Source organism: Paludibacter sp. 221 (assembly GCF_010501035.1).
Lineage (GTDB): Bacteria > Bacteroidota > Bacteroidia > Bacteroidales > Paludibacteraceae > QVMH01.
In genome coordinates, this window is the sequence record NZ_QVMH01000003.1 from 40,032 (window position 1) to 62,360 (window position 22,329).

The window sequence follows — 22,329 nt, forward strand, 5'->3', positions numbered from 1 at the left end:
TATAGCTTATAAAAAAAAGAATTATAGTTTTGGTATTAGCTGCTCTAGTTTTTCATACTTAATGTTCAAATCTTTTCTTGAACTACCCTCTAGTAGCCAATATCAGATGAGAGATATTAATACTTCTGCAGATATTATTTATGTTGTAACAAACACACAACCCCTAAAAATCGGTATATTGGGGGATATAACGGAATCAGGTGGAAGTGGTGTTAATCATACTAATTTTCAGACATATCAAAAAGCAAGCTCTCCTTGGCAATGTGAAATTGATATCGAATATAAAGAACCTTCATATGCTACTTTTCCCGATTGTAGAGATTTCATAACTGCTAGTTATACTATCACGGTCGATGATCCTGCCGAAATACTATCAATATCAATGAATGGTGGTAGCACCAATGCGTGTGCTGATACTCCTATAACAATAACAACAGGCCCTTATTATAACGCAAGTGGAATTGCAGAACTTGAGATATATTGCAAAGACGGCGTTTGGAGACCTCTAAACTTTGTTGGTCCCGCTGAAACCTCTTATACTTTTACTTACTTTGATTTGATAGATCCTGATTATAACCGTGAAGGATATATCGAGTTAGGCGTTCCTTTCCGATTCAGGACAATTAAAAATGTCTTGGACGGAAGTCGTACTACTTATACACATCCCATTTCTTTTACCTACAATGAGGGTATAAAACTATCAGAAGGTAAAAAAATAAAAACTGTTCCCGATAGTGATGGAAGCGTAAAAATCCTCATACCATATGAAGGGAACGAAAACTATACAATAAGTTATAAAAGCAAATCAGGAGATCATATAGGAAGTAACATTTCCCTAAAATCTTTACCTACAGAAGAAAGTGGACGTATTCTTAAGTCTGATTTTAAAAAGAATACGATATACGACATACAAATAGAAGACATTGATGCTAGCAGTGGCAAATGTCCATACACAACAGAAATAACCATTCCCAGTTACCCGGTATTTTCTGTAGTAGAATCATACCCTGCCAAAACAAGCGACTATCATATTCCTGTAAATGGAGGAAAAGCAACGATGTCCTTTGATATAAAAAGTGCTATATCGCAAAATGCGAAACTAGAGATTTTTGATAAGGTAAGGAATGTTCGTTTATCGGATGTAAACAGGAGCCTCAGTAAAGACAGTACAGTTGGCAATTATGATTTTTATTCGGGAACGGTTTCTTGTTCCCTTTCTGCCGGTACTTACCGAATAAAAGTAATATGTGGAGATTGGTCTAAAGTATTTGAATCAGTAACTTTAACGCAACCAAATCCAATTAGTTTCAAATTATCAACCACCCCACCATCCTGTAATGCGGCTTCGGAAGGCTGGGTAAGCGGACAGACATCTAATGGGACAATAGTTACTCAAAGTATCAGTGGTGGTATTGGTACTAAAACAACCCGTGTTTACAACAAAAGCACATCGACTCTAATAGACAATACCAAATTAATTCCGGGAGAATACAGGATTGAAGTATCAGATGCATACGGAAACAAAACATCAAGAGACACGCTACTCCTTGCTCCACCCATAATACAGGTTACAACCGAAAATCCGGTACTACCTTCTTTCTCTTGTACTGCCGATGGGCAGATAACCGTAAATGCTACAGGTGGTAAAACGCCATTCCGATACAGTAAAACAAACGGCGGTTATACTACATCAAGTACAGTATCGGGTTATGCTAAAGGCGAAAATAAGGTTTACATAAAAGATGATTGCGGATGTATTGTCGAAAAAACCTTTAACCTGAACCTGACCGATACACTTGCCGTGAAGTCGATAACGCCGATTCTTCCTACATGCAATGGTGATAGCGACGGAGAATGTATAATAGTAATGAAAAATGTGAAAGGCACTTTATCGCTTGCTCAAAAACCGGTAAACAGCACTTCGCGTATATCGGGCGACACCATTTTCATTTCGGGGCTTACCGGATACAATGATTACGATTATAATATCCAGCTTAAAGAAACCTACAACGGTATATCGTGTTATTTAGATGTTTCTTTTCAAGTACGCGAAAAACCGCTTATAAGTATTAATACCGGAGTTGTAGAAGTAGCAAACAAAGGAACTAAAAGCGGAAAAATAGATATAACTATTTCGGGAGGAAACACAGACGGAGGATATAACGTTTTTCTGTACGAAGACGTCGACCGGAACATTCCGGTAGATAACAAAATGGGCATTTCGACCAACTGTACATTCGAGGGTCTGAGTGGGGAATACGAAGGTAAAGCATATTACCTTTACGTGGAGGACACGAAAGGCTGTAGTGCTGAGAAAACAATTTACCTGTACGAACCACAAGACATCTTACAATTAAGTGCACAGATCACAAAACCCGTTTCATGCTACGGAAATTCAGATGCTTCGATAAAACTTACAGCCGAAGGCGGTTGGGATACATATCAATACAGTCCCGATAGTATAAACTGGATTACCGATGTTGTATTTCAAAACTATGCGGCAGGTAGCCATACATTTTATGTAAAAGACAAGTGGAATGGTACAGCATTGGTAACAATATCGGTACAAGAGCCACAGGAACTTATTATTACGACCGACAGCATATTCCATGTACCGTGTCAGGGCGAGTCAAATGGCTGGCTTCGCTACAAGGTTTCGGGTGGTACTTATCCTTACTCATTGATATCAGACAAGGGTACTGTAACCGAAACTATTGTAGGACAGGATACCTTATTTACGATACACAACTTGCCTATAGGAAAGTACCAATTTACAGTAACCGATTCGCACAATTGTTCGGCTACAACACAACAAGATGAGGTAAAAGAGCCGGCTAAATTACAACTATCATCGTCAGAAAAGACAAACACTACCTGCGAATTGGATAACGGTGTGATAACAGCTCTTGCCACAGGCGGGATACCTCCTTACACTTATGTGTTGAATGATGTCGGCAGTTCATATTCGCAACGCTTTGTTTTGAATAGTGGCGAAACAGTACGGTTTGAAAACCTGCCCCCTGCATCGTATCGTATAATGGTAACCGACAATAACGAGTGTTTTACAGCGAGTTCAATTGTAATAATTGAAGACTATAAAAATCCGTCGGTAGGTAGTATTATAGTTCGCGATGTGGATTGTTTTGGCGAAATGAATGGCAGTATCAAAATAACTCCCGTGCAAGGAACCAAAGCAATAGAGACTTTCAGTTTATACTACAACGACACTCACATCGGAGACAATACCACCGGAGAATTCGAAAACCTGTATGCAGGAAAATACAACGTATATGTATCGGATGAGAATGGTTGCCGGTCGAACTACCCTTACCCTGTAGAGGTAAAAGAGCCTGAAAAACTAATTATTGTTATTGATACTATTTTCCCGTCGGTACAAAAGGGAAAGAAAGAAGGTGAAATTTATTTCCGTGTACAAGGAGGTAATCAAGGTAGAAAAACTGTTCGACTTATTGACGAAAATGGCGTAAAGCTGGATAGCCTATCGGCGGTAGGCGCTTTTCAACAGAGTTTCACAGCATTTACCGGAAATTACACATTAGAGGTAGAAGATAACAAACATTGTATCTATTCAACCGAGGTATTACAAGTTGACGAGCCCAAAGAAGCCCTTCGTTTTATCATTACCGAAAAAGAGGATGCCAGTTGTAAATCGCAGCCAGGGCGTATTGTAGTAGAAGGTGCCGGTGGTTGGGGCGATTACCGTTTCAAACGTATTTCGGAAGGACTGTTTTCGACTCTGAACCGTTTTGATAATCTGTATCCGGGCGACTACCTGATTGAAGTTACCGACAAAATGGGTGCGGTGTACCGTGAATCGGTGGTTATATACGAGCCACTGGACAGCCTGCGTGCGGAAGTTACCGGCCTGCAACCGCCTACCTGCGGAGGAAATGGCGGTGTTTCTATTAAGATATCGGGAGGAGCAGCCCCTTATACCTTGCGTAATAATCAGGATGCGGAAACATATCCCGCAGCGGGTATAGTGCAATGGCAGGGTTATGAGAGCGGTCAGCAGTCTTTTTACCTGACGGATGCCAACGGTTGCCATTTTGAACTGGAAACCTATATTCCGGAAACGACCTTGTTGAAGATAGAACGTTTTGAATTGAAGCACCCCAGCATTACGGGTGAGTTTGATGGTTCAATCAAAGCTTTTGTGAGCGGTGGTATCGAACCCTATACTTACGAATGGGAGCGGAGTTTTGGGGAACCATTGGATGATGATACCAATATATTGGAAGATATAGGATATGGTTATTACACTTTGCTTGTTAGCGATGCGGGGGGATGTAGCGTTGAAGAGACGGTTTACCTGGCTGAACCGGATGACCTGCCTTTTGAGATAATTGACATAACACACGAAACCTCTCACAATGCTGCTAACGGGCAGGCTATATTATATGCGGATGCTAATCTGAACGAAATTGCGCTTATCAGTCCACGAAAGGCGATATATGAGTTTGTAAGTACGGATGTAACGGCTCATTTCAAAATAGAGAACGATACTATTTACCTGAGTAAACTGGAAAGTGGTAAATGGCATATTATCGGAGCATCGAATGATGGAAAACAATACATAGGCGAGCTTATTATCGATGCTTACCCTGAATTTATTTTCAATAACGCTACTGTCACCCATGTGGCCGCTAAAGGCGATGCTACCGGAAGTATCAAAGTAGAGATAAAAGGCGGTGGCGGTGAAAACAGCTTCACATGGAAAAATTCTTCCAATAAAACAATCGCTTCGACCAATGACAGACACAGCAGTTGGATTGAGAGCCTGACTGCCGGAATGTACACTATTACGGTAACTGACAAATATGGAAATCAGATAACAAAAACCGTTGAAGTAGAAGAACCTGCTGAGAAGCTAACTATCAGCCTAGTAGACAAAAAAGATCAAGATTGTAAGGATTATGAAGATGCTTGGGTAGCGGTAACGGCTGCCGGTGGTTGGGGCGATTACCAATTCCGACATGATCAGGATACTTATTACAACAACGGCTCGACGTTTACCAGCCTACCTACACGCGATAACTATTTCTTCCTGATTGATAAGATGGGAGCGGTAGACAGTATCAAAGTAGAAATTACCGAGCCGAAATACCTACGTGCATCGGTTGTGTCAGTGGATAGTGTAAAATGTAATGGTAATTCGGATGGAAGCATATTGTTCAACATAACAGGTGGTACCCCACCCTACCGCTTCAAAGAACTTGACGGCGCTTACTGGATAGACGGTAACCACGCGCTGAACCGTAGCGAAGGCTGGTACACCTATATCTTTACCGACAGTCATAATTGTATCGGGCAGGATACGTTGAAAGTGTATGTGCCCGAACCGGACGAACTATTATTTAAGGACATTCAGGTTACACATACTACCTGCGAACTGGATAACGGAAAAATCGTTGTGAGCCTGCAAGGTGGTACACGGCCTTACTCTTATAGCTGGCTAGATTATCTGAATGTAGAAATTGGAACGGACTCGGTTATCACCGATCTGAAACAAAACGGAGTGTATACGCTGAATGTTACTGATGCCAATGGCTGTACACAATATCTCAGCCAACTTATCAATCCCTCTACCCTACCACGGGTGCTGGAGGTGGAAACTACCGAAGTATTGTGTTATGGCGAAACCAACGGCACGGCACGGATAGCTGACTTTGTTGCGGGCGTACCCTTTGCTCCTTATACCTTTACGTGGTCCAACGGGGATACGGGCGATTATTCGGCTCGTTTCGAGAAAGGGACACATTATGTAACTATTGCAGACGAGAACGGCTGTTCCACTACTTATTACTTTGAAATAACCGAGCCGGATTCGCTTTATCTGAATTTTATAGATGTAACAGAACCGCAATGCCACGGATATGGTAACGGCTATATCGGAACAGAGACTTTCGGAGGCAAGGGGGCATACAGCTACCTGTGGTCAACCGGGGCAACGACATCCTATATTGAACATTTATTCAGAGGTGATTACTGGGTAGAGGTTACGGACGAAAACGGCTGTTATTTCCGCAAAGAAATGACTCTGTACGAGCCTGAGTACAAAACTCTGGATTTGGGCGAAGATATCTCCATGTGTCCGGGCAATACGGTTACGATTGACGGGCAGGATTTCGTTTCGCACCGTTGGTTCACATCTGCCGGCGATGTTTCATCGCAACGTTACCTGCACATAAACCGCGAAGGGCATTATTTTCTTGAAGCAACGGACGAAAACGGTTGTTCGGTATGGGGCGATATTTATGTATCTGTTGGTAATCATGCATTGGTGGCTGATATGCTTCTGCCCTCAATAGCTGCAATAGGCGATACGCTGGATGTGATCGAATTGTCGAATATGGCTTTAGACAGTATTGTGTGGATGTATGATGTTGCTGTGTTTGAACGGGTGTATATAGACAATGATGAATATAACCATGCTTATATGGCACAATTTAAGTGTTTACAGGCAGGAGTATTTAATATAGGTCTTTATGCTTATGCGGGTGGATGCTATTCTCCGGTGTACAAGCAGATCGAAATCGTATCCGAGAAGGAGGATATTCGGGATGAATGGGGAGTGAAAGAACCGCTTATCATTTCGTTATCAATCTATCCAAACCCGACTGATGGGGTGTTTACCGTAGATCTTGTATTACGCGAGGATACGCAGGCAACCCTGACTTTGTTTGAGGTAGCTTCGGGAATTTGCATCAACCAGCGTACCGAAAACTGTATAAAGGAAAATAAAATAGAATATAATCTTCCGGTGCTGAATACGGGTACATACGCCCTGATTGTAACGACAGGGAATGAACGTAAGCAGGTGAAGATAATCATTAAATAAAAGCCCCTCTAAACCTCCCCAAAGGGAGAGGTTTTGGAAAGTAAAGTATATAATAAACAATGATTTTGTCTGATAAAAAAATGATAAAGAAAACAAAACTAATTTCACATCCCTTCCTTCGGAGGGGCTTGGGGAGGCTGTTGTTTGGAATTTTATTATGTTTGCCGTTTTCGGGGATGGCGCAGGTTTCCCCGGTTTCGGTGACAACGATGCTTACACCGCCGTACTCGCTTACTTTGTCGGATTATACGAGGATGGGGGCGCAGAACATGGTGGTGACTATTATGGTAAATGATGTAAGCATTACCAACCTGCCGGTACGCCTGCACCTGAAAATTGAGACAACTGCCGGCATCACAATTGAGAATACTCCGATGATGACTACTACACCTATCTATCTGAGTGGTGGGCAGGTAAGTGTGTTGTTTGGGGAGGATCTGGCCGATTATTTTAATGTCAACAACCTACAGTTCAAAGGGTATAGCCGCGAGGAATACCGCCGTACGGGACAGTTGCCCGAAGGGTTTTATCGCTTCTCGGTAGAGGTTCGCCACTTCGACACGGGAAGGGTTATTTCCCGTCAGGGAACGGCAATGGCATGGATAGCACTGGGTAAACCTCCCTTATTGAAAAGTCCGATGGAGGGCGCTGAAATGGGACAGATAAACGGAATGCCGCTTACCTTCTCGTGGCAACCGTCAGCACTGGGTGTACCCAACGCCGGACTGCAATATACGTTCGAAATGTGGGAGATGCGCATGCCGGGTATTTCTCCATACGTGGTAGCAGCTTCGATGCCTGTATTTCATAGTGTAAGCCAACAGGGTACTACTTTGACGATACTGCCTGCCTCGCTATTTCTTGAGCCCGGTATGCAATATGCATGGCGCGTTACGGCAAGCGACCCGGCCGGATTGATTCCTTTTGCGGAAAAGGGACAGAGTGAGATACGTACTTTCGTGTACCAGAGTAAATGCGATTGTGTAACGGATTTCACTATCGACCGCCGCGGACGCGATGCTACTGTGAGCTGGCGAGGAGCAAGTAACCAGACTTCGTTTTATGTGGAAGTGGAGAATCCCGACACGGATTACAGTAATCGCCAGCAGGTATTTAATAACAGTTTCGACCTGCACGGGCTGCAAACGGGAAGCACCTACAACATACGCGTACAGGCTGTATGTAACAGCAACGAGGACAACAGCAGCGACTATACGGCATGGAGCAGCCTGAACATACTTGAAGCGAAACCGTTGGAGACGGATTGTCCGGATTGTGGATGCGATGTACAATTTACCGAGAGCAAGATTACCAACTTTAAGTTGCGGAAAGACCTGCAACCGGGCGACACGATTGTTACAGCCGACGGCGGCACCCGTTTTATACTGGAAACGGTGGAACAGCAGAGCGACGGTGTTTACAAGGGGATTTTCCTGTACTGGTGGGAGTATTACCGGGTGAAAATACTTTGCGAGTATTGGGATTTGTCGGTCAATACCGATAATGTGATTGTCGATTTCGATTTTGAGAGCGTGTACGATCCGCAGTTTTTGCTGGATGTGGATAATACGCAGGAGTATATCGGCAATCTGGCTGATGCTATAGCTACTCTTACGCCTGAAACTACGATTAAAGATTCAATTAAAATAGATGAGCCAATTGCGGATATTTATGTGGATGAAAATGGAAATGTAGTGGTCGAAACTCTACAGATTGAAAGTGAAACTGAAAAAGAAGCTATTGTTAATGATATAGAAGAAAAATCTGTAATTATTGCTTTCGATTCAATACAAGCAAATGAATCTTTTGTTGAAAACGTAAATTCGGAACAATCTAATGATACAATCATAAATACTCCAATTATTCCAAAAGTAGAAGAAGTTATAGAAGAAAAAAACTTATTAAATGATAGTGATTTTGAATTACAATTATTTAAAAACAACAAAATTATTAAAAAAGATTCTATTATATTCATTTCTCAAGAGCCTAAAATGCCTGAAATTACTGTAAAAGTAGTTTCTTTAAATGAGCAGATCACTAATGATTCTAAAATAGAAGTTCGTTTAGATATCGAATATCAAAGAGATGGTATTGATGCTAAAGGTAATACTATTGTGAATGTAAGACAAGATAGGTGGTCTACTTATGCATTAGAATGGAAATCATTATCAATGAATGAAGAGTGGATAATTGATTTTGGAGAAGATATCAGGGGTGGAAGTGCCTATCTTCAGTATAAACATAATGAAAAAATAGATACTATTCGATTTTACATAAGAGGTGTAAATCCAACAGAGGCTCAAATAAAACAATATATGAATCAGCGAGGATATATTTCATCATATTGGTTTCTTGTAAAAATGACAAGGCAAGAATCTTCATTTCGTCAATATGGTTCGGGTACAAAATATCAGAAAACAAAATTAACAGGAAATTCAAATGCATCAGGAGAACCTTTATATGGATATCCTCGTGGTTTTGGATTAAAACAACTAGATAATTGGGGAAATGGTCAATATGCAACCGCACAGCATCTTTGGAATTGGAAAGCAAATATCGATGGAGGAATAGAAGTTATTAAAGAAAAGAAAGAACTAGTAGATAAAGCAAAAGAAAACCATATTCGAGTTATTGAAGATTGGAATAGTGCCAATCCAGATAATTTAGTAAGCGATACTTTAAAAATTATTGCTGGAGAAGGAAGTGGGACATATGTTTTGACAATTACAGAAGGAAGTGAAACTTTTTCAGTATCTCCAACTATAAATGAACGTGATATATATGATGCGCGATGGATTAAATTATTTAATGGTGGGAGTCCTTATTATCAAGTAAATGGAGGCGTGGGCACAAAGCCTCGTAGAGAATTAAATAGGAGTAATAATGTAAATAAAAATTATGTAAAAGATGTCTGTGGGAGAGCAGAATAATATTAATAATATACTTTAATGAATATGAAAAGAAGAATGATTTTTTTGACAATAATTGGATTTTTGTTCTGTGGGTATTCTAATTCAGAGCAATTGTATTTTATAAGAACAGCAATAGGTGAATATGAGTATTATAAGTTGCCTCCAACACAAATCATTAGTTATACTCCCAATCAAGACACACTTCTACACATTTACAAAGATTTCACAAAAGAGCTTTACCAAAATTACAACAGAGTCAACTCATTAGTTTACTATCCTAAAGTTGAAACTTTTTGTTTTACAGTATCCGGGTTTAAAACTTATATGCTAAGTATAGATAATCCTGATTCTATCATGGAGGTATGTACACAATGTCCTAAAAATTATTTTATAAATTCGTTCTGTTCAATAGAAATCATTAATAATGATTGGATATATGGTTGTAGTAATCATAAGGCTTTACGAAAAGAGGATGTTTTTATATATAAAACCATTGATGATTTAGATATTTCTCCAAATGCATTTAAAGATATATATCTTACTGGAACAAAGAGACAGCGTGTAGAACTAAGACCTCATGACCCAAAAATGTATCTCCCTATTGTTGCTGATGTGGAAAACAGGCCTCCTTTCTCTGTTGAATTACCCTCTAAGTATCAAGTGGATGAAAAAACATATAGAGTAATTTTGGTAAATGATGAACAAAAAATGATATTATCAATTAAAAGTGTAAATCCCATAGCTCAAGATGCTTATGGAACATTTCAAGTTGTATTGTATAATAAATTAAAGAAAGAATGGAAAGATATTGAGCTAAAAGGAAATTCTCCTTTTATAATGACATATGGAAATTGGTTAGCAGGATTAGTACAAGATGGCAGGGAGTGGGATGAACATTTTTTTAACCAAAAGACGAGTCCTGGAAAGCAAGTAAGAGATAGCCTGTATATGGAAAACTCATTTGATGAACAAGCGGAAAATTATGGCTTTTATCGTCCTGGCATTTTGTATCTACTTAATACAGAGACAGGTAATTACATTGAATGGGAGACAAAACAAGGAGATAGTGAAATCTTATTAGTGCAGAATGAGAGTGTCTATTTTCGAATATTTGATAGTATTTATAAAGCCTCAATAATAGACGGTAAGAAACTTGGAAATGCAGAATTACTCATAAAAGATAATGAAATTATACCATATGTACATTGGGCTTTTATAAAATAATAAGATTAGAAGGATCGGAAGTTTTTGCAAAACAAAGACAACGCTACCCCTCGTTTACAATGAAGGGGCGGTTGGTTTAACGTTCCTGTAAAAATTAGGAAAAATGTTATGTGAGTAATTATTATTTCGGATTATAAATCCTAATAGTAGATGAGAGGTCGGATTACAAATCCGACTCGACGGGGACAAAAAGGATATAACTTTACTTCCTGATTTAAATAAGGTTCACTATGACATAATAGAATCAGATAATTTAGATAAATGAGTTCTGTTCCATACAGGAAATACCATTGATATAACGATGAACTTATTAAATAATAGTGTATCAAATCCTCAAACAATCGATGAGAATGAGTTTACTTATCGTTTGGCACATGAATTATTACATAATTGGTGGAAATATTTTAAGAAATACGAAAGTTTGAAGTGGAAGATAATAAGGGATAAGCAAAATTCGTTTGGATATTATTTAGGAGATGGGAAAGATGGCAAATCAAATAATAATTGCAGTGAAGGTGAATCGCATGAACGCAACAATCCGGAACACACAAAAGTATGTAACAACGAAAACAAATATTAATAATAAAATACATAAATTACAAATGAAACGTATTATTTTATACAGTATAAGTTTATTCTTTTTTGTTCAAAACTTCTATTCTCAAGAGACGGAATATCCGGCAGATATAACTTATTATAATTTTGAAAGTCGTTTTTTTTCAAGTTGGGTGAATTTTAGAGCAAAAAAAAATCCTTTTATACCTAAAGAAAAACATAACATGTATTCATCGGAATATACGAATCCATTTGATTTAATAATACCCGAAGTTTATTATACCGAACGCTATTCACCGCCCAATATTAAGATAACAAAATGGGGAGAAACTAAGTATCGGAATAAAACAGGCTTCGGTGATTTTGATTTTTATTTAATAGAAAAAGAAGATGATTATATTGCATTGAGAAGAAACTGGCGAACAGGTGAAGTTTTAGACAGTATGTATATTAATGCGTATGACAGTATTTTCCCTTACGATAATCGTTCTCTTGCCTATATTGATTATCTTGATAAACAGATAAAATTTTTTAGTGGGAATGTAATGTGGGATTATTGGGAAACTACCGGCTTACATAGTATTGAGAGATTAAATTCAGTAGCTTATATCCGTGGTGTTCAATTTGCAGTAGATGGGGTAAGTTGGATTAATTCTGCTTTTTCAGACAGTGTTCGTTCGCTTCGCCCCGAATACCCTGATTATGAATATACGGATGCTATAGAATCGCTATTAAGCTATGGAAAATTACTAATAGCTTCTCCTAAAGGAAAAGCTACAGAATATCTTGAATTTATTTTTTATTCCGGCATTGGAAAGCGAACCGGTGATGAAGATGGTATTTATTATGAGTTTCGATACATTTTGCCTACCGAAATAAAAGAGATAACCGAACGGCGTCTTGAAAAACGAAAATTAACAGAAGAAGAATTTGAAGTACTTAAACATAGCATACTTAGAAATTATGTTGAGCCAAATTATTTTCAAGAAGATGAAGATGTGACGGAGACTGATACAACGACTCAAAATTGATAAAGTTAAACATGAAAAATAAATTACTCATACTCACTTGTTTATTATTACGAGTTGTTTTTTTCTATGCTCAAACTATGGAAAAGCCGGATAGTTTGGAAGTAACAGAAAAAACTTTGGGTAATAATTTAGACCGCACTTTAATAACAGATTCAGAAGGTAATCAGTATGTTGTTTTCAACGATAGGATTATACGAAAAAAAGAGTTTTTAATAACCAAAGGTAACAGAGATTCACTAAAAACATATAATCAGAAGAAAGAAAGCAAATCTGAGCCATCGGTGAAGTTTGCTGCTGCGGCAGACCAGCAGTACGGTTTTGATGCTTATACAGAGCAGAAAACGGCTTTGCAAAACGATTATCCGGAACTTAAAGCGGGTTATCGTCCGGCATTCAAAAGCGTAGCCAGTTACCGGACGGATAAGGTTACGGTAAATGGTGCTAACGAGGATATTACGTATCGTACCGAATGGGGTGTGCCTGCGGTAGCATCGGGCAATGAGTTGACTATACGGGGTGGCGGTAATGCAGATGAGACCATTTTGTATGCTTACAGCAAGCAGGACTCTACTGAAACGGTAGTAGGTAAGCTGAATATAATGAGCTTCGATGAGCAATCGAAGAAGGTGTATTTGGTAAGTGTAAATGGTGCCCAGTTGCCTTCTGAAACTGATTTACAAAAGGAACTGAATAGAATCTATGCGCCTGCTGTTACGAAATGGCAAGTACAAAAGGTCAATACAATAAAGGACATACAATTTGTAAATGAGCATTTTACACATGGGGGAAGCAGTGCAATAGCGGTGTACAACCGTGATCAGAAAACGGTAATAAAAGCATTTGAGGCAACGGGCAAAATGGAGAAGGATGCGCTTTACCTGTTCTTTGTGGACAATGTGAAGGGGCGTGACGATTCGGGTGATTATATGGGTTATATGCCCTTAGGGTATCAGGCAGGGTTTATCTATGGCAATCCGGATGCCGTAGCCATAGCACACGAATTGGGGCATGGAGCTTTTAATCTTTACCATACATTTGCCGATAACAAATTTATTGCAGCTAAAGGTACTACCGATAACCTGATGGATTACAGGTTTGAGGAAAATAGCATCGAACTGTGGGCACACCAGTGGAAATTGGTGCATGATCCGCAGAATGTTTTTTTGAAGTTTTTGCAGGATGAGGAAGAGGGGGAAGCGAAGAAAAGAGGAGTATCTACTTTTTCAATTGGAGATAATATTGTTGAAGAAAAAAAAACATATATTTATGAAAAATATGGAAATGAAGTAAAATTTAAGTACGAAACAAAAGATACAACTAATATAACCTATAGTTTGGAAATCAAAATAGAAACCACAGATAGTATTATTAAATATCCAAAAGAGAACGAAAATGGTAACATATTACCTAATGAAGAAAAAAAATTATTATTAGATTCTATATATCAAGGAAAATATACTCTGTCATTTTTCGTAGGTACCACAGAATATAAATCAGTATATTATATTCGTAGAAAAAAAATGGAGATAACACAAGAACAATTAAAATCTGTTTTTACAAGTACTGATTCGACAACACTAGCTATTATTGCTCAAACAGTAAATACTTATAGTGAGGTATTTGATATAACAACAGCAGATAGAATGGCTCATTTTTTAGCACAAACAGGTTATGAAAGTAATGGTTTTAAGGCATCAAAAGGCGAAAGTGGTTGTTATACAAGTACGAATGTAAATGGTTGGAATATTTGGTTCAAATTAACATGGAAAGAACCTCCTTTTGGAACGGATTATGACTCTACCCTAAATGAAGCTATTAAAAATACGAAGAAACTAAAATGGACTGCCTTAAGTTGCGATTCGACTGACCTTACCTGTGTGGTAGTACCCTCTGAATATATTTGTGCTACAAGCAATTCTTTAAAAGGTGAGACTTTAACAAAAAAATTATTTAGCTATGTATACCAATGTGAAGGAGGAAATGGCAATAGCGATAGTGAAGATGGATATAAATATCGTGGACATGGCGCAATACAATTAACATGGAAAAAGACTTATGAGGCTTTTAATACTTGGTTAAAAAATAATTATAATTCAAAGTATAAGGATATTATTGCAAATCCAACAATTATTGATACGGATAAAGAATTATTTATTTTATCAGCAATGTGGTTTTGGAAAGAAAATAATATTAACAATTATGCAGATAATGACGACGCCAATAAAATAACATTAAAAATCAATAATGCTGGAGAAGGGAAAAAAACAAGAAATAATTATAAAAACCAACTAAAAAACCAATTGAAATGAGAAGCAAAATGATAATGATTATTTTTTTCAACTTAAATATATTTGGACAAAATTTTTCTACAAAAAATTTAGAAGGTTATTGGATTCAACTTCAAACAAATGAAGGAAATAGAATAAACAGTAATGATCTTCTTCAAAAAGAAGAAGATGAAACTATTTATTTATACTATTCAAAGAAAACAGTGACGATGATTTGGTTTTATGAATCAACGCAAGAGATAGATACATATACAGCATATTATGGTTTTTTCAACAGCTGTAATCTGCCTGATATTAGAAGTTTAAGAGATAATGGAAACTATTATTTCATGGTGGACTCTTTAGATTTTGAAGACGAAGAACATAGAGAAGTAAATATGCAAAATGCATGCGCTGAACTGAATTCATTAATAATTGAAGGTGATACATTAATAAATATATATTATAGTCATAACCAACAATATGTCATTTACAAAAAAGTAAATAGTTTACCAGAAAAAATTAAAGGCGATCGGAAGTTTTTATTTGAAGAAAACTATATCATTCCTCGTTTGTAACATTGTAATAACATACAATATGAAAAAACAATTTCTATTTTTAATTTTATTATTATCTATTGCTATAAATAATGCGCAGAATGTAGATTGTAATCAATCTGTTTGGATGAATCGATTCAAAAAGCTCTTACCTAAAGATATTTGTATCCCGCAAGGTAATTACCATATAACAAGGATATATGATACGACTGATGTAAATGAAGATGGACTGGATGATTTTATTTTTAAATGGAATAAAAATCCATTAGATGATGGAGATACTACATTTGTATCTGTTTATATTCAAAATGTAGATAGTACATTTTCATTACTTCGAACCTTTTCTCACTTGTATCCCATTTATATTAGAGAATATAGTTCATATTACTATACCCCAAAAGATACAACACTAATTCTATTACAAAAGAAATATGAAGACATGTATCCCTTTAGAAATTTAGAATTTAAGAAAGATGTCATTATTCTTACAATAAGAAGTGAAGCTAAAGAAGACCTTGTTTTAACATATCGATTTAATTTAGAGAAGCAAAATTGGTTATATGAAAATGCTGAACTTCATGATTATGCATTGAATGAAATTACTCCCATTGATTTGCGGGATAAAGTAGGTCCTAGTATTGATAATTTCACTTATTTCTATTGGGAGGAATAGCGTTCCCCCGCTCCCGCAGACTTGTAGTCTGTGGTTTGCTTGGTACAAGCAATTGTTTTATAAATTGATATGAGTAGAAATTACAAGTTTAGAAATCCAATAGTAAAACACGGAACGAGTATAAGAATATATTAATTGAAAGATTTGTATTCGAAATAAATTAAAAATGAAATCAAAACTATTATTTATAACAACCAGCCTGCTATTTTTTTTCTGCGCCTGTACACCGGAAAAAGAGCCGGAAATAATTGAGTTATCTGTATCCGAACGTGCTATTACCGTACAACCCGAAGGAGGAAGCCACAAAATAGCTGTAAGTTGCAATGTAGATTGGCAGGCTGAGTTTGACTATAATGATTACAATTGGTGTGCAGTAGATGCAACTCAGGCAAATGGTGATACGATCTATATCGAAGTATCAAGAACAGAATCAGAGCAACCGAGAGAAACCCGCATAATTGTTCAAAACAGCAATGCAGCCAGCAGAACCATTGTGTCGGATACCATAACGGTAACACAAGCAGGCTGGACTGTTCCGGAAGAGGGAGTGCTGATTAACGGTACTATATGGGCGAGGTATAATGTAGAAACCTTCGGTACTTTTACAGAAAGTCCGCTTGAAGCTGGAAAACTTTACCAGTTCAACAATGCCACAGCATACACCATAACTGATACTGACGGTTTGCTTGCTGTGGAGCCAAACTGGAATCCGGTTTCTTTTACAGATATATGGCTTCCGGAGAATAATCCCTGCCCTGCCGGTTGGCGCATACCGACACAGGAAGAAGTTTTTGCTTTGGTAAAAAGCGGATATAAATATGACAGTACGCCGAACGGCTTCTTCTTTGGCAGAAACAGCCAAACAGCTACTATTGAAGAGCCAAACGGTTGTATATTCCTTCCGGCCGGAGGATTTATAGAAAACGGCGAAGTAGTTGATATACTTCAAACCGGGCGCTACTGGGTTAAGACCGGATGCGCCGTTGGTGATAATTCTGTTTTTTACAGGTATCTGAATTTTTATAACGAAGATTTGGGTAATGACCTGGCAGAATTGGCTTATATAGCTACGCATGATATTAACTATGCATTTAGCATACGGTGTGTGAAGGAGTAAATAGTTACGAGTTATTTTGCTTCGCAAATACAAGTAAATAAAGATAAAAGAAATATCCAAACAAAAGCCATGAGATTATTTTATACGATATTATTATTTCTTTCAATCAGTGCATTGAGTATTCAAGCCAACACGGTTACTGACTATTTCGATAATTGCCGTAAAACAGGTAATGCCGATTACAGTACCGGACAGAAGATTGTAAAAGACTTCGATACTCCCGGCCTGCTCAACGCACTGGATAAATACTATGCCGACACGCTCACTTTTGTACGTCAGCAAGCCTATTACCTGACCTACCGGAAAGGACTGGATACAAAAGAAGATGTGCAGCCAATTGTAGTGCGTTTGGCCAAAGGTATAAACGATGACGATGGCGGTTTGCGTGGACGGATAATCGGTTATCTGAAATCCTTTCCTCTGACTGCCTTCAATGAAGAGTCGAAAGCACTGATAGCAGCCAATATAAACAAACCCAACAGTCCGCATTATGACGAACTGGTGCTGCTTGCCGGATTTGTGGGTACGGGAAATAATGATTTGTTCCGGCTTTCGATGAACTCCGAACTGCCGACACGCCGTAAATGGAATATTTCACTGGCTTTGGCACGATTAGGCTCTGCCGATGCCTTACAAAGCTGTTTGGAGAAAGTAAAAAAAGCACCTGTGAACAGTGGAATGGTGGCTTACCTGCTGCCTGACCTGGTATATACCCGGCAAAAATCAGCATTGGATTATTGTGTGGAGCTATTGCACAGCGATGAAAAACTGTGTGAAACAGCCAATCCCGATTTATCGGAGTCAATACTCTGTGCTTATCCTATTATTGAACTTATCGCACCTGTTATCGTAAACTTTCCCATAAAAGTTGACCCCAGTATCGGACTGGATGTGGACGATTACGAAAAGATGTTACAAACGGTGAGAAAATGGTTTGACGAAAACCCGGATTACGAGATATTAGTTACTAGTTACTAGTTACTTCGTCCTTCGGACAGTTACAAGAAAGATATTGTTTAATATTTCCTATTATATCTTGCCTGATAAATTTTAAGAAACAAACAGAATTCCCTGATAATGAAAAGACCTATTGTATTTTTTCTTTTCCTATGCCTGACTACCGGTATTATTACAGCCGAAAATGTAAAACTTCTTACCCGTCCCTGCGAAAAAGACTCTATCCTGCTACGCTGGGGACCGACTGATAAGCAAGCCTGGGATTTAGGCAACCAGTATGGTTATGTGGTGGAGCGTTATACCATTTTGCGCAACGGTAAACAACCCGAAGAACCGGAACGTAAACAGCTAACCGCTTACCCTCTGAAACCGGCTCCGATTGGAGAATGGGAAAAATACGAAGAAGACAGATATGTGAATATAGCAGCAGAATGTATCTTTGGCGAAGTAAGTATTCCCGCAGTAAGTCCTACGGCTATTGCCAAACAATACCAACTGGAACAAAATCGCTTTTCATTTGCACTGTATGCAGCCGATCAGTCCATCAGAACTGCACGGCTGTCGGGACTGTATCTGGCAGATAAGACCGCCAGACCGGACGAGAAATACCTCTACTCGGTACATATCGCTTTGCCCGATTCACTGCCCAACGATACCGCTTTTACTTTTACCGGATTGTCGGAATATCAACCTTTGCCCAAACCCCTGGAATTTAGCGGCAGTTGGAACGATAAGAAAGTAGACCTCTCGTGGAATGTGCTTTACCTGAGTCATATATACAACAGCTATATTGTTGAAAAATCGACAGATAATAAAACATATACCCCCATCAGCGACAATGCAAAAGTGCAGGTTTCTGATTCCGGCATATCACCCGAATATGGCTACTGGACAGATTCGCTGCCCGACAACCGCACCGAGTGGTATTACCGCATACGAGGCGTAAGCGCATTTGGAGAAACAGGTCCTCCAAGCGACTCCATCGTTGGGCACGGACGTATTCCAATAACCATTGCACCAACAGTTGTAAACAAAGAAGTAATCAATAACAAAGAAGTACTGCTTACCTGGGACTATCCGGAGGAAATGAACGAATACATAAGCGGATTTCGCATTTACCGTTCGGCAGGTCCGAAAGGAAAGAAAAAACGCATCAGCGAGATAACACAAGGTGACGCACGGACATTCAGCGACAAGAATCCGGGGCTGACCAATTATTATATACTATCTGTGTTTGACAGCCGGACAGAGAAATTTACACCGGCTCATACCTATGCGGAGTTGGTCGACAGTATTCCACCCGCTCCACCTGTTAACTTTGCCGGAAGCATAGACAGCACCGGAGTCGTAAGTCTGGCATGGGCGAAAAATACCGAAGCCGATATAGACGGCTACCGGGTGTACCGCAGCAACAATCCGGACTTTGAATTTATGCTTATCAGTCCTGAACTGGTAACAGATACGGTATTTACCGATTCCGTACAACTGAAAACACTGACCAAAAATGTATATTATCGTCTGCGTGCCGTTGACCTGCGGCAAAACCAGTCTGACTTCGGTGAAATACTGGAGTTGAAACGACCTGATATTATACCGCCTGTAGCGCCGCTTATACAAAGTGTGACACAGCAGAAAAACGGCATTCAAATTACCTGGTACAACAGTTCGAGTATCGATGTGGCAGCGCATCATATTCATCGGAAAGAAGCAAACGATACGGTATTCCAAATCGTAGCTACCATCGAAAAACAGGCGAACAAACCGCTTGAAAAACAATCGTCGTATACCGATAATACTATTCAGCCGGGTGAAACCTATATCTATTATGTAACAGCCGAGGACGACAGTGGATTGATTTCCGAATCATCGTCGCCCGTACAGCAAAAAGCACCGGGACAGTTGGCACAGCAAATCGTGCTTAAAAAAGAAGAATCGCTGGGAGCAACTACCCTGAAATGGACTATACAGTCGAAAAAGAAAGTCGTAAGGGTATTGATCTATAAAGCAGAAAACGACGAACCGTTGAAACTGTATGATAATACCACCGCAGACAGCTATACGGACAACACCACCGGATTTGAAAAAACATTCCGGTATAAAATCAGGGCAGTTTACGAAGATGAAACGTCATCTGAATTGAGTAATGAAGTGAAGGTGAAGTTATAACAGTTACAAGTTACTTCGTCCTTCGGACAGTTACAAGTAACAAGAGTCAGGAATTAAGAATAAAAGAAATAGTGGAAAAGAGAAGATTTGGTTTTATAAAATACAGCTTTTTGCTTATAGCTTTCTTATGTACATTCAGTGTCACGGCACAGGATATTGAAGCTATGGCTAAAGCCCCTATATTGACAATGAATGGTGGTATATCACTAAGTCAGATAGCCACCTATGCGCCCGACAATCCCAATGCAGACCCGTATGCGTTGTACCTGGGCGGAAACCTGAGCATTACCGCACTGGGAGTTGTAACAGTGCCCTTGTCGTTTGCCTATACAAACCAGCAGTTGAGCAAAAGCGTATCACTGCCGTTCAACCGGTTTTCGATAGCCCCTTCGTATAAATGGGTAAAAGTATATGCCGGATATACCTCCATGCAGTTTTCGCCTTACTCACTGGCAGGGCACGAGTTGTTTGGCGGCGGTATAGAACTTACTCCCGACAACGGCTGGAAATTCAGTGCGCTGTTCGGACGAATGAAGAAACCCAATGCAGATGAAAGCGACCCCTCATACCGGCGTATGGGCGGCGGTTTTAATGTGGAGTACCAACATGAGAAATTTGATGTAGGCATCAACCTGTTTAAAGCACAGGATATAGCCGACACCAATCCTTTTCCCAATCCCGACAGCATCCCCATCAACCCGCAGGACAACCTGACCGGAAGTATAAAAGCAAACCTGAACATTGTCAAAAATCTGCGTATAGGCGGGGAATATGGTATGAGTGCGGTAAACCGGGGAATGACTACAGGAAAAGATGATTTCAACTTGTTGCATACAAAGGGCGATATGGCTGTTTACCATGCGGGGAAAGCACAGGTAAGTTATACCTTTTTTGTAAATACTATCGGGGCTACATACGAGCGGGTTGCACCGAATTACACGACTCTGGGAGCTTACTATATGACCAATGATTATGAAAATATAACAGCAAACTTTTCCACTTCCATAAAGAAAATAAATATAGCTTTGGACGGAGGATACCAGCGAAACAATCTTGACGAACAAAAGACCAACACGACTTCAAGGTTGATCTATTCGGCAAATATATCTTCTGCCATTACTGAGAAACTCAACCTGTCGGTTTCATTATCTAACTTACAGGCCTACGTTTATGTAAATGACATTTATTCGGAAGTAACACAGACTAATCAATTTCAAAATCTTGACACACTGAATGTAACCCAACTGAATTATACAGCTTCGCTGAATGCCTCTTACCTTCTTGAAAGCAGTAAGGAAAGGAGGCAAAGTACGAACCTGAATTTTATGTATCAGAAGTCAGCAGAGGCACAGAAATACTCCAATTTCGCAGGGAATGATATTTTCAATACTTCATTATCTTACCAATTCTCGCTTATACCGTCCCAGTTCAATGCTTCTGCTTCGGTAAGCAACAACTATAATAAAATGCCGGAGAATATGTATATCAATGCGATGACCTACAATGTATCATTGCAGAAAACCTTTTTTAAACTACTGAAATCGTCACTTACCGCTACATTCAGCGATATGTACAATCAGGAAGGAGCGGTATCGAATGTGTTGAATGTACGGCTGAGCGGAGGTTATACACTAGCCAAAAAACATAATTTTAATTTGGCCATGACATTGCTGCATACGAGCGGGGTAAAAACCCAAAATCAGTTTATGGGTAATCTTTCGTATAGCTATGCTTTTAATACCACACTTACCAGAGAAGAAAAGAAATTAAAGTTGAAAGGGAATTTTTAGGGGATTATATATAAGCTATAATTTAGAAAAAATACAGAATCACGAACAGAATCACAAAATCCAATCCCAGCAGGATTTATAGAATTAAATCTTGTATCACGAAGAGAGTGTCCCAAAAGGAAAGAGAACGCCGCTCGATACTTCGCTTGGCTTGCCAAGAAATTACGCAGATAAACACAAATTTACGTAAATCTTATTTTATTGAAATAAAACAAGTT

12 protein-coding genes are annotated in these 22,329 nt (G+C 38.9%); all 12 read left to right on the top strand.

Annotated elements, in window-relative coordinates:
- The first annotated feature begins 106 nt into the window (after nt 1–106).
- The 12 genes from D0T49_RS01170 (at nt 107) to D0T49_RS01225 (ending at nt 22,111) form a co-directional block, all read left to right on the top strand.
- Nucleotides 107–6,862 carry a T9SS type A sorting domain-containing protein gene (locus D0T49_RS01170; RefSeq protein ID WP_163628758.1) on the top strand — a complete coding sequence of 2,252 codons (6,756 nt, stop codon included), beginning with the start codon at nt 107–109 and terminating at the stop codon, nt 6,860–6,862.
- Nucleotides 6,863–6,942: 80 nt separating this feature from the next.
- On the top strand, nt 6,943–9,792 hold the full coding sequence (locus D0T49_RS01175; protein WP_163628759.1) for a fibronectin type III domain-containing protein: 2,850 nt from the start codon (nt 6,943–6,945) through the stop codon (nt 9,790–9,792).
- A 24-nt stretch (nt 9,793–9,816) separates the two neighbouring features.
- A complete protein-coding gene (locus D0T49_RS01180; protein ID WP_163628760.1) occupies nt 9,817–10,998 on the top strand; it encodes a hypothetical protein in 1,182 nt (393 codons plus the stop codon).
- Between the two features lie 301 nt (nt 10,999–11,299).
- On the top strand, nt 11,300–11,578 hold the full coding sequence (locus D0T49_RS01185; protein ID WP_163628761.1) for a hypothetical protein: 279 nt from the start codon (nt 11,300–11,302) through the stop codon (nt 11,576–11,578).
- Between the two features lie 22 nt (nt 11,579–11,600).
- The gene (locus D0T49_RS01190; RefSeq protein WP_163628762.1) at nt 11,601–12,584 is read left to right on the top strand and encodes a hypothetical protein; all 984 of its coding nucleotides are present in this window, start codon (nt 11,601–11,603) and stop codon (nt 12,582–12,584) included.
- An 11-nt stretch (nt 12,585–12,595) separates the two neighbouring features.
- Complete coding sequence (locus D0T49_RS01195; RefSeq protein WP_163628763.1) at nt 12,596–14,893, top strand: hypothetical protein; 2,298 nt, start codon at nt 12,596–12,598, stop codon at nt 14,891–14,893.
- A complete protein-coding gene (locus tag D0T49_RS01200) occupies nt 14,890–15,429 on the top strand; it encodes a hypothetical protein (protein ID WP_163628764.1) in 540 nt (179 codons plus the stop codon). Before D0T49_RS01195 ends, D0T49_RS01200 begins: the two co-directional genes overlap by 4 nt.
- A gap of 19 nt (nt 15,430–15,448) precedes the next feature.
- On the top strand, nt 15,449–16,081 hold the full coding sequence (locus D0T49_RS01205; protein ID WP_163628765.1) for a hypothetical protein: 633 nt from the start codon (nt 15,449–15,451) through the stop codon (nt 16,079–16,081).
- A 166-nt stretch (nt 16,082–16,247) separates the two neighbouring features.
- On the top strand, nt 16,248–17,198 hold the full coding sequence (locus tag D0T49_RS01210; RefSeq protein WP_163628766.1) for an FISUMP domain-containing protein: 951 nt from the start codon (nt 16,248–16,250) through the stop codon (nt 17,196–17,198).
- Nucleotides 17,199–17,267: 69 nt separating this feature from the next.
- Nucleotides 17,268–18,176 carry a hypothetical protein gene (locus D0T49_RS01215; RefSeq protein ID WP_163628767.1) on the top strand — a complete coding sequence of 303 codons (909 nt, stop codon included), beginning with the start codon at nt 17,268–17,270 and terminating at the stop codon, nt 18,174–18,176.
- Between the two features lie 99 nt (nt 18,177–18,275).
- Entirely contained in the window at nt 18,276–20,321 is a 2,046-nt protein-coding gene (locus tag D0T49_RS01220) for a fibronectin type III domain-containing protein (protein ID WP_163628768.1), read from the top strand.
- A 71-nt stretch (nt 20,322–20,392) separates the two neighbouring features.
- Nucleotides 20,393–22,111: a hypothetical protein gene (locus D0T49_RS01225; protein ID WP_163628769.1), complete on the top strand. Its 1,719-nt coding sequence runs from the start codon at nt 20,393–20,395 to the stop codon at nt 22,109–22,111.
- The last annotated feature ends 218 nt before the right edge of the window (nt 22,112–22,329 follow it).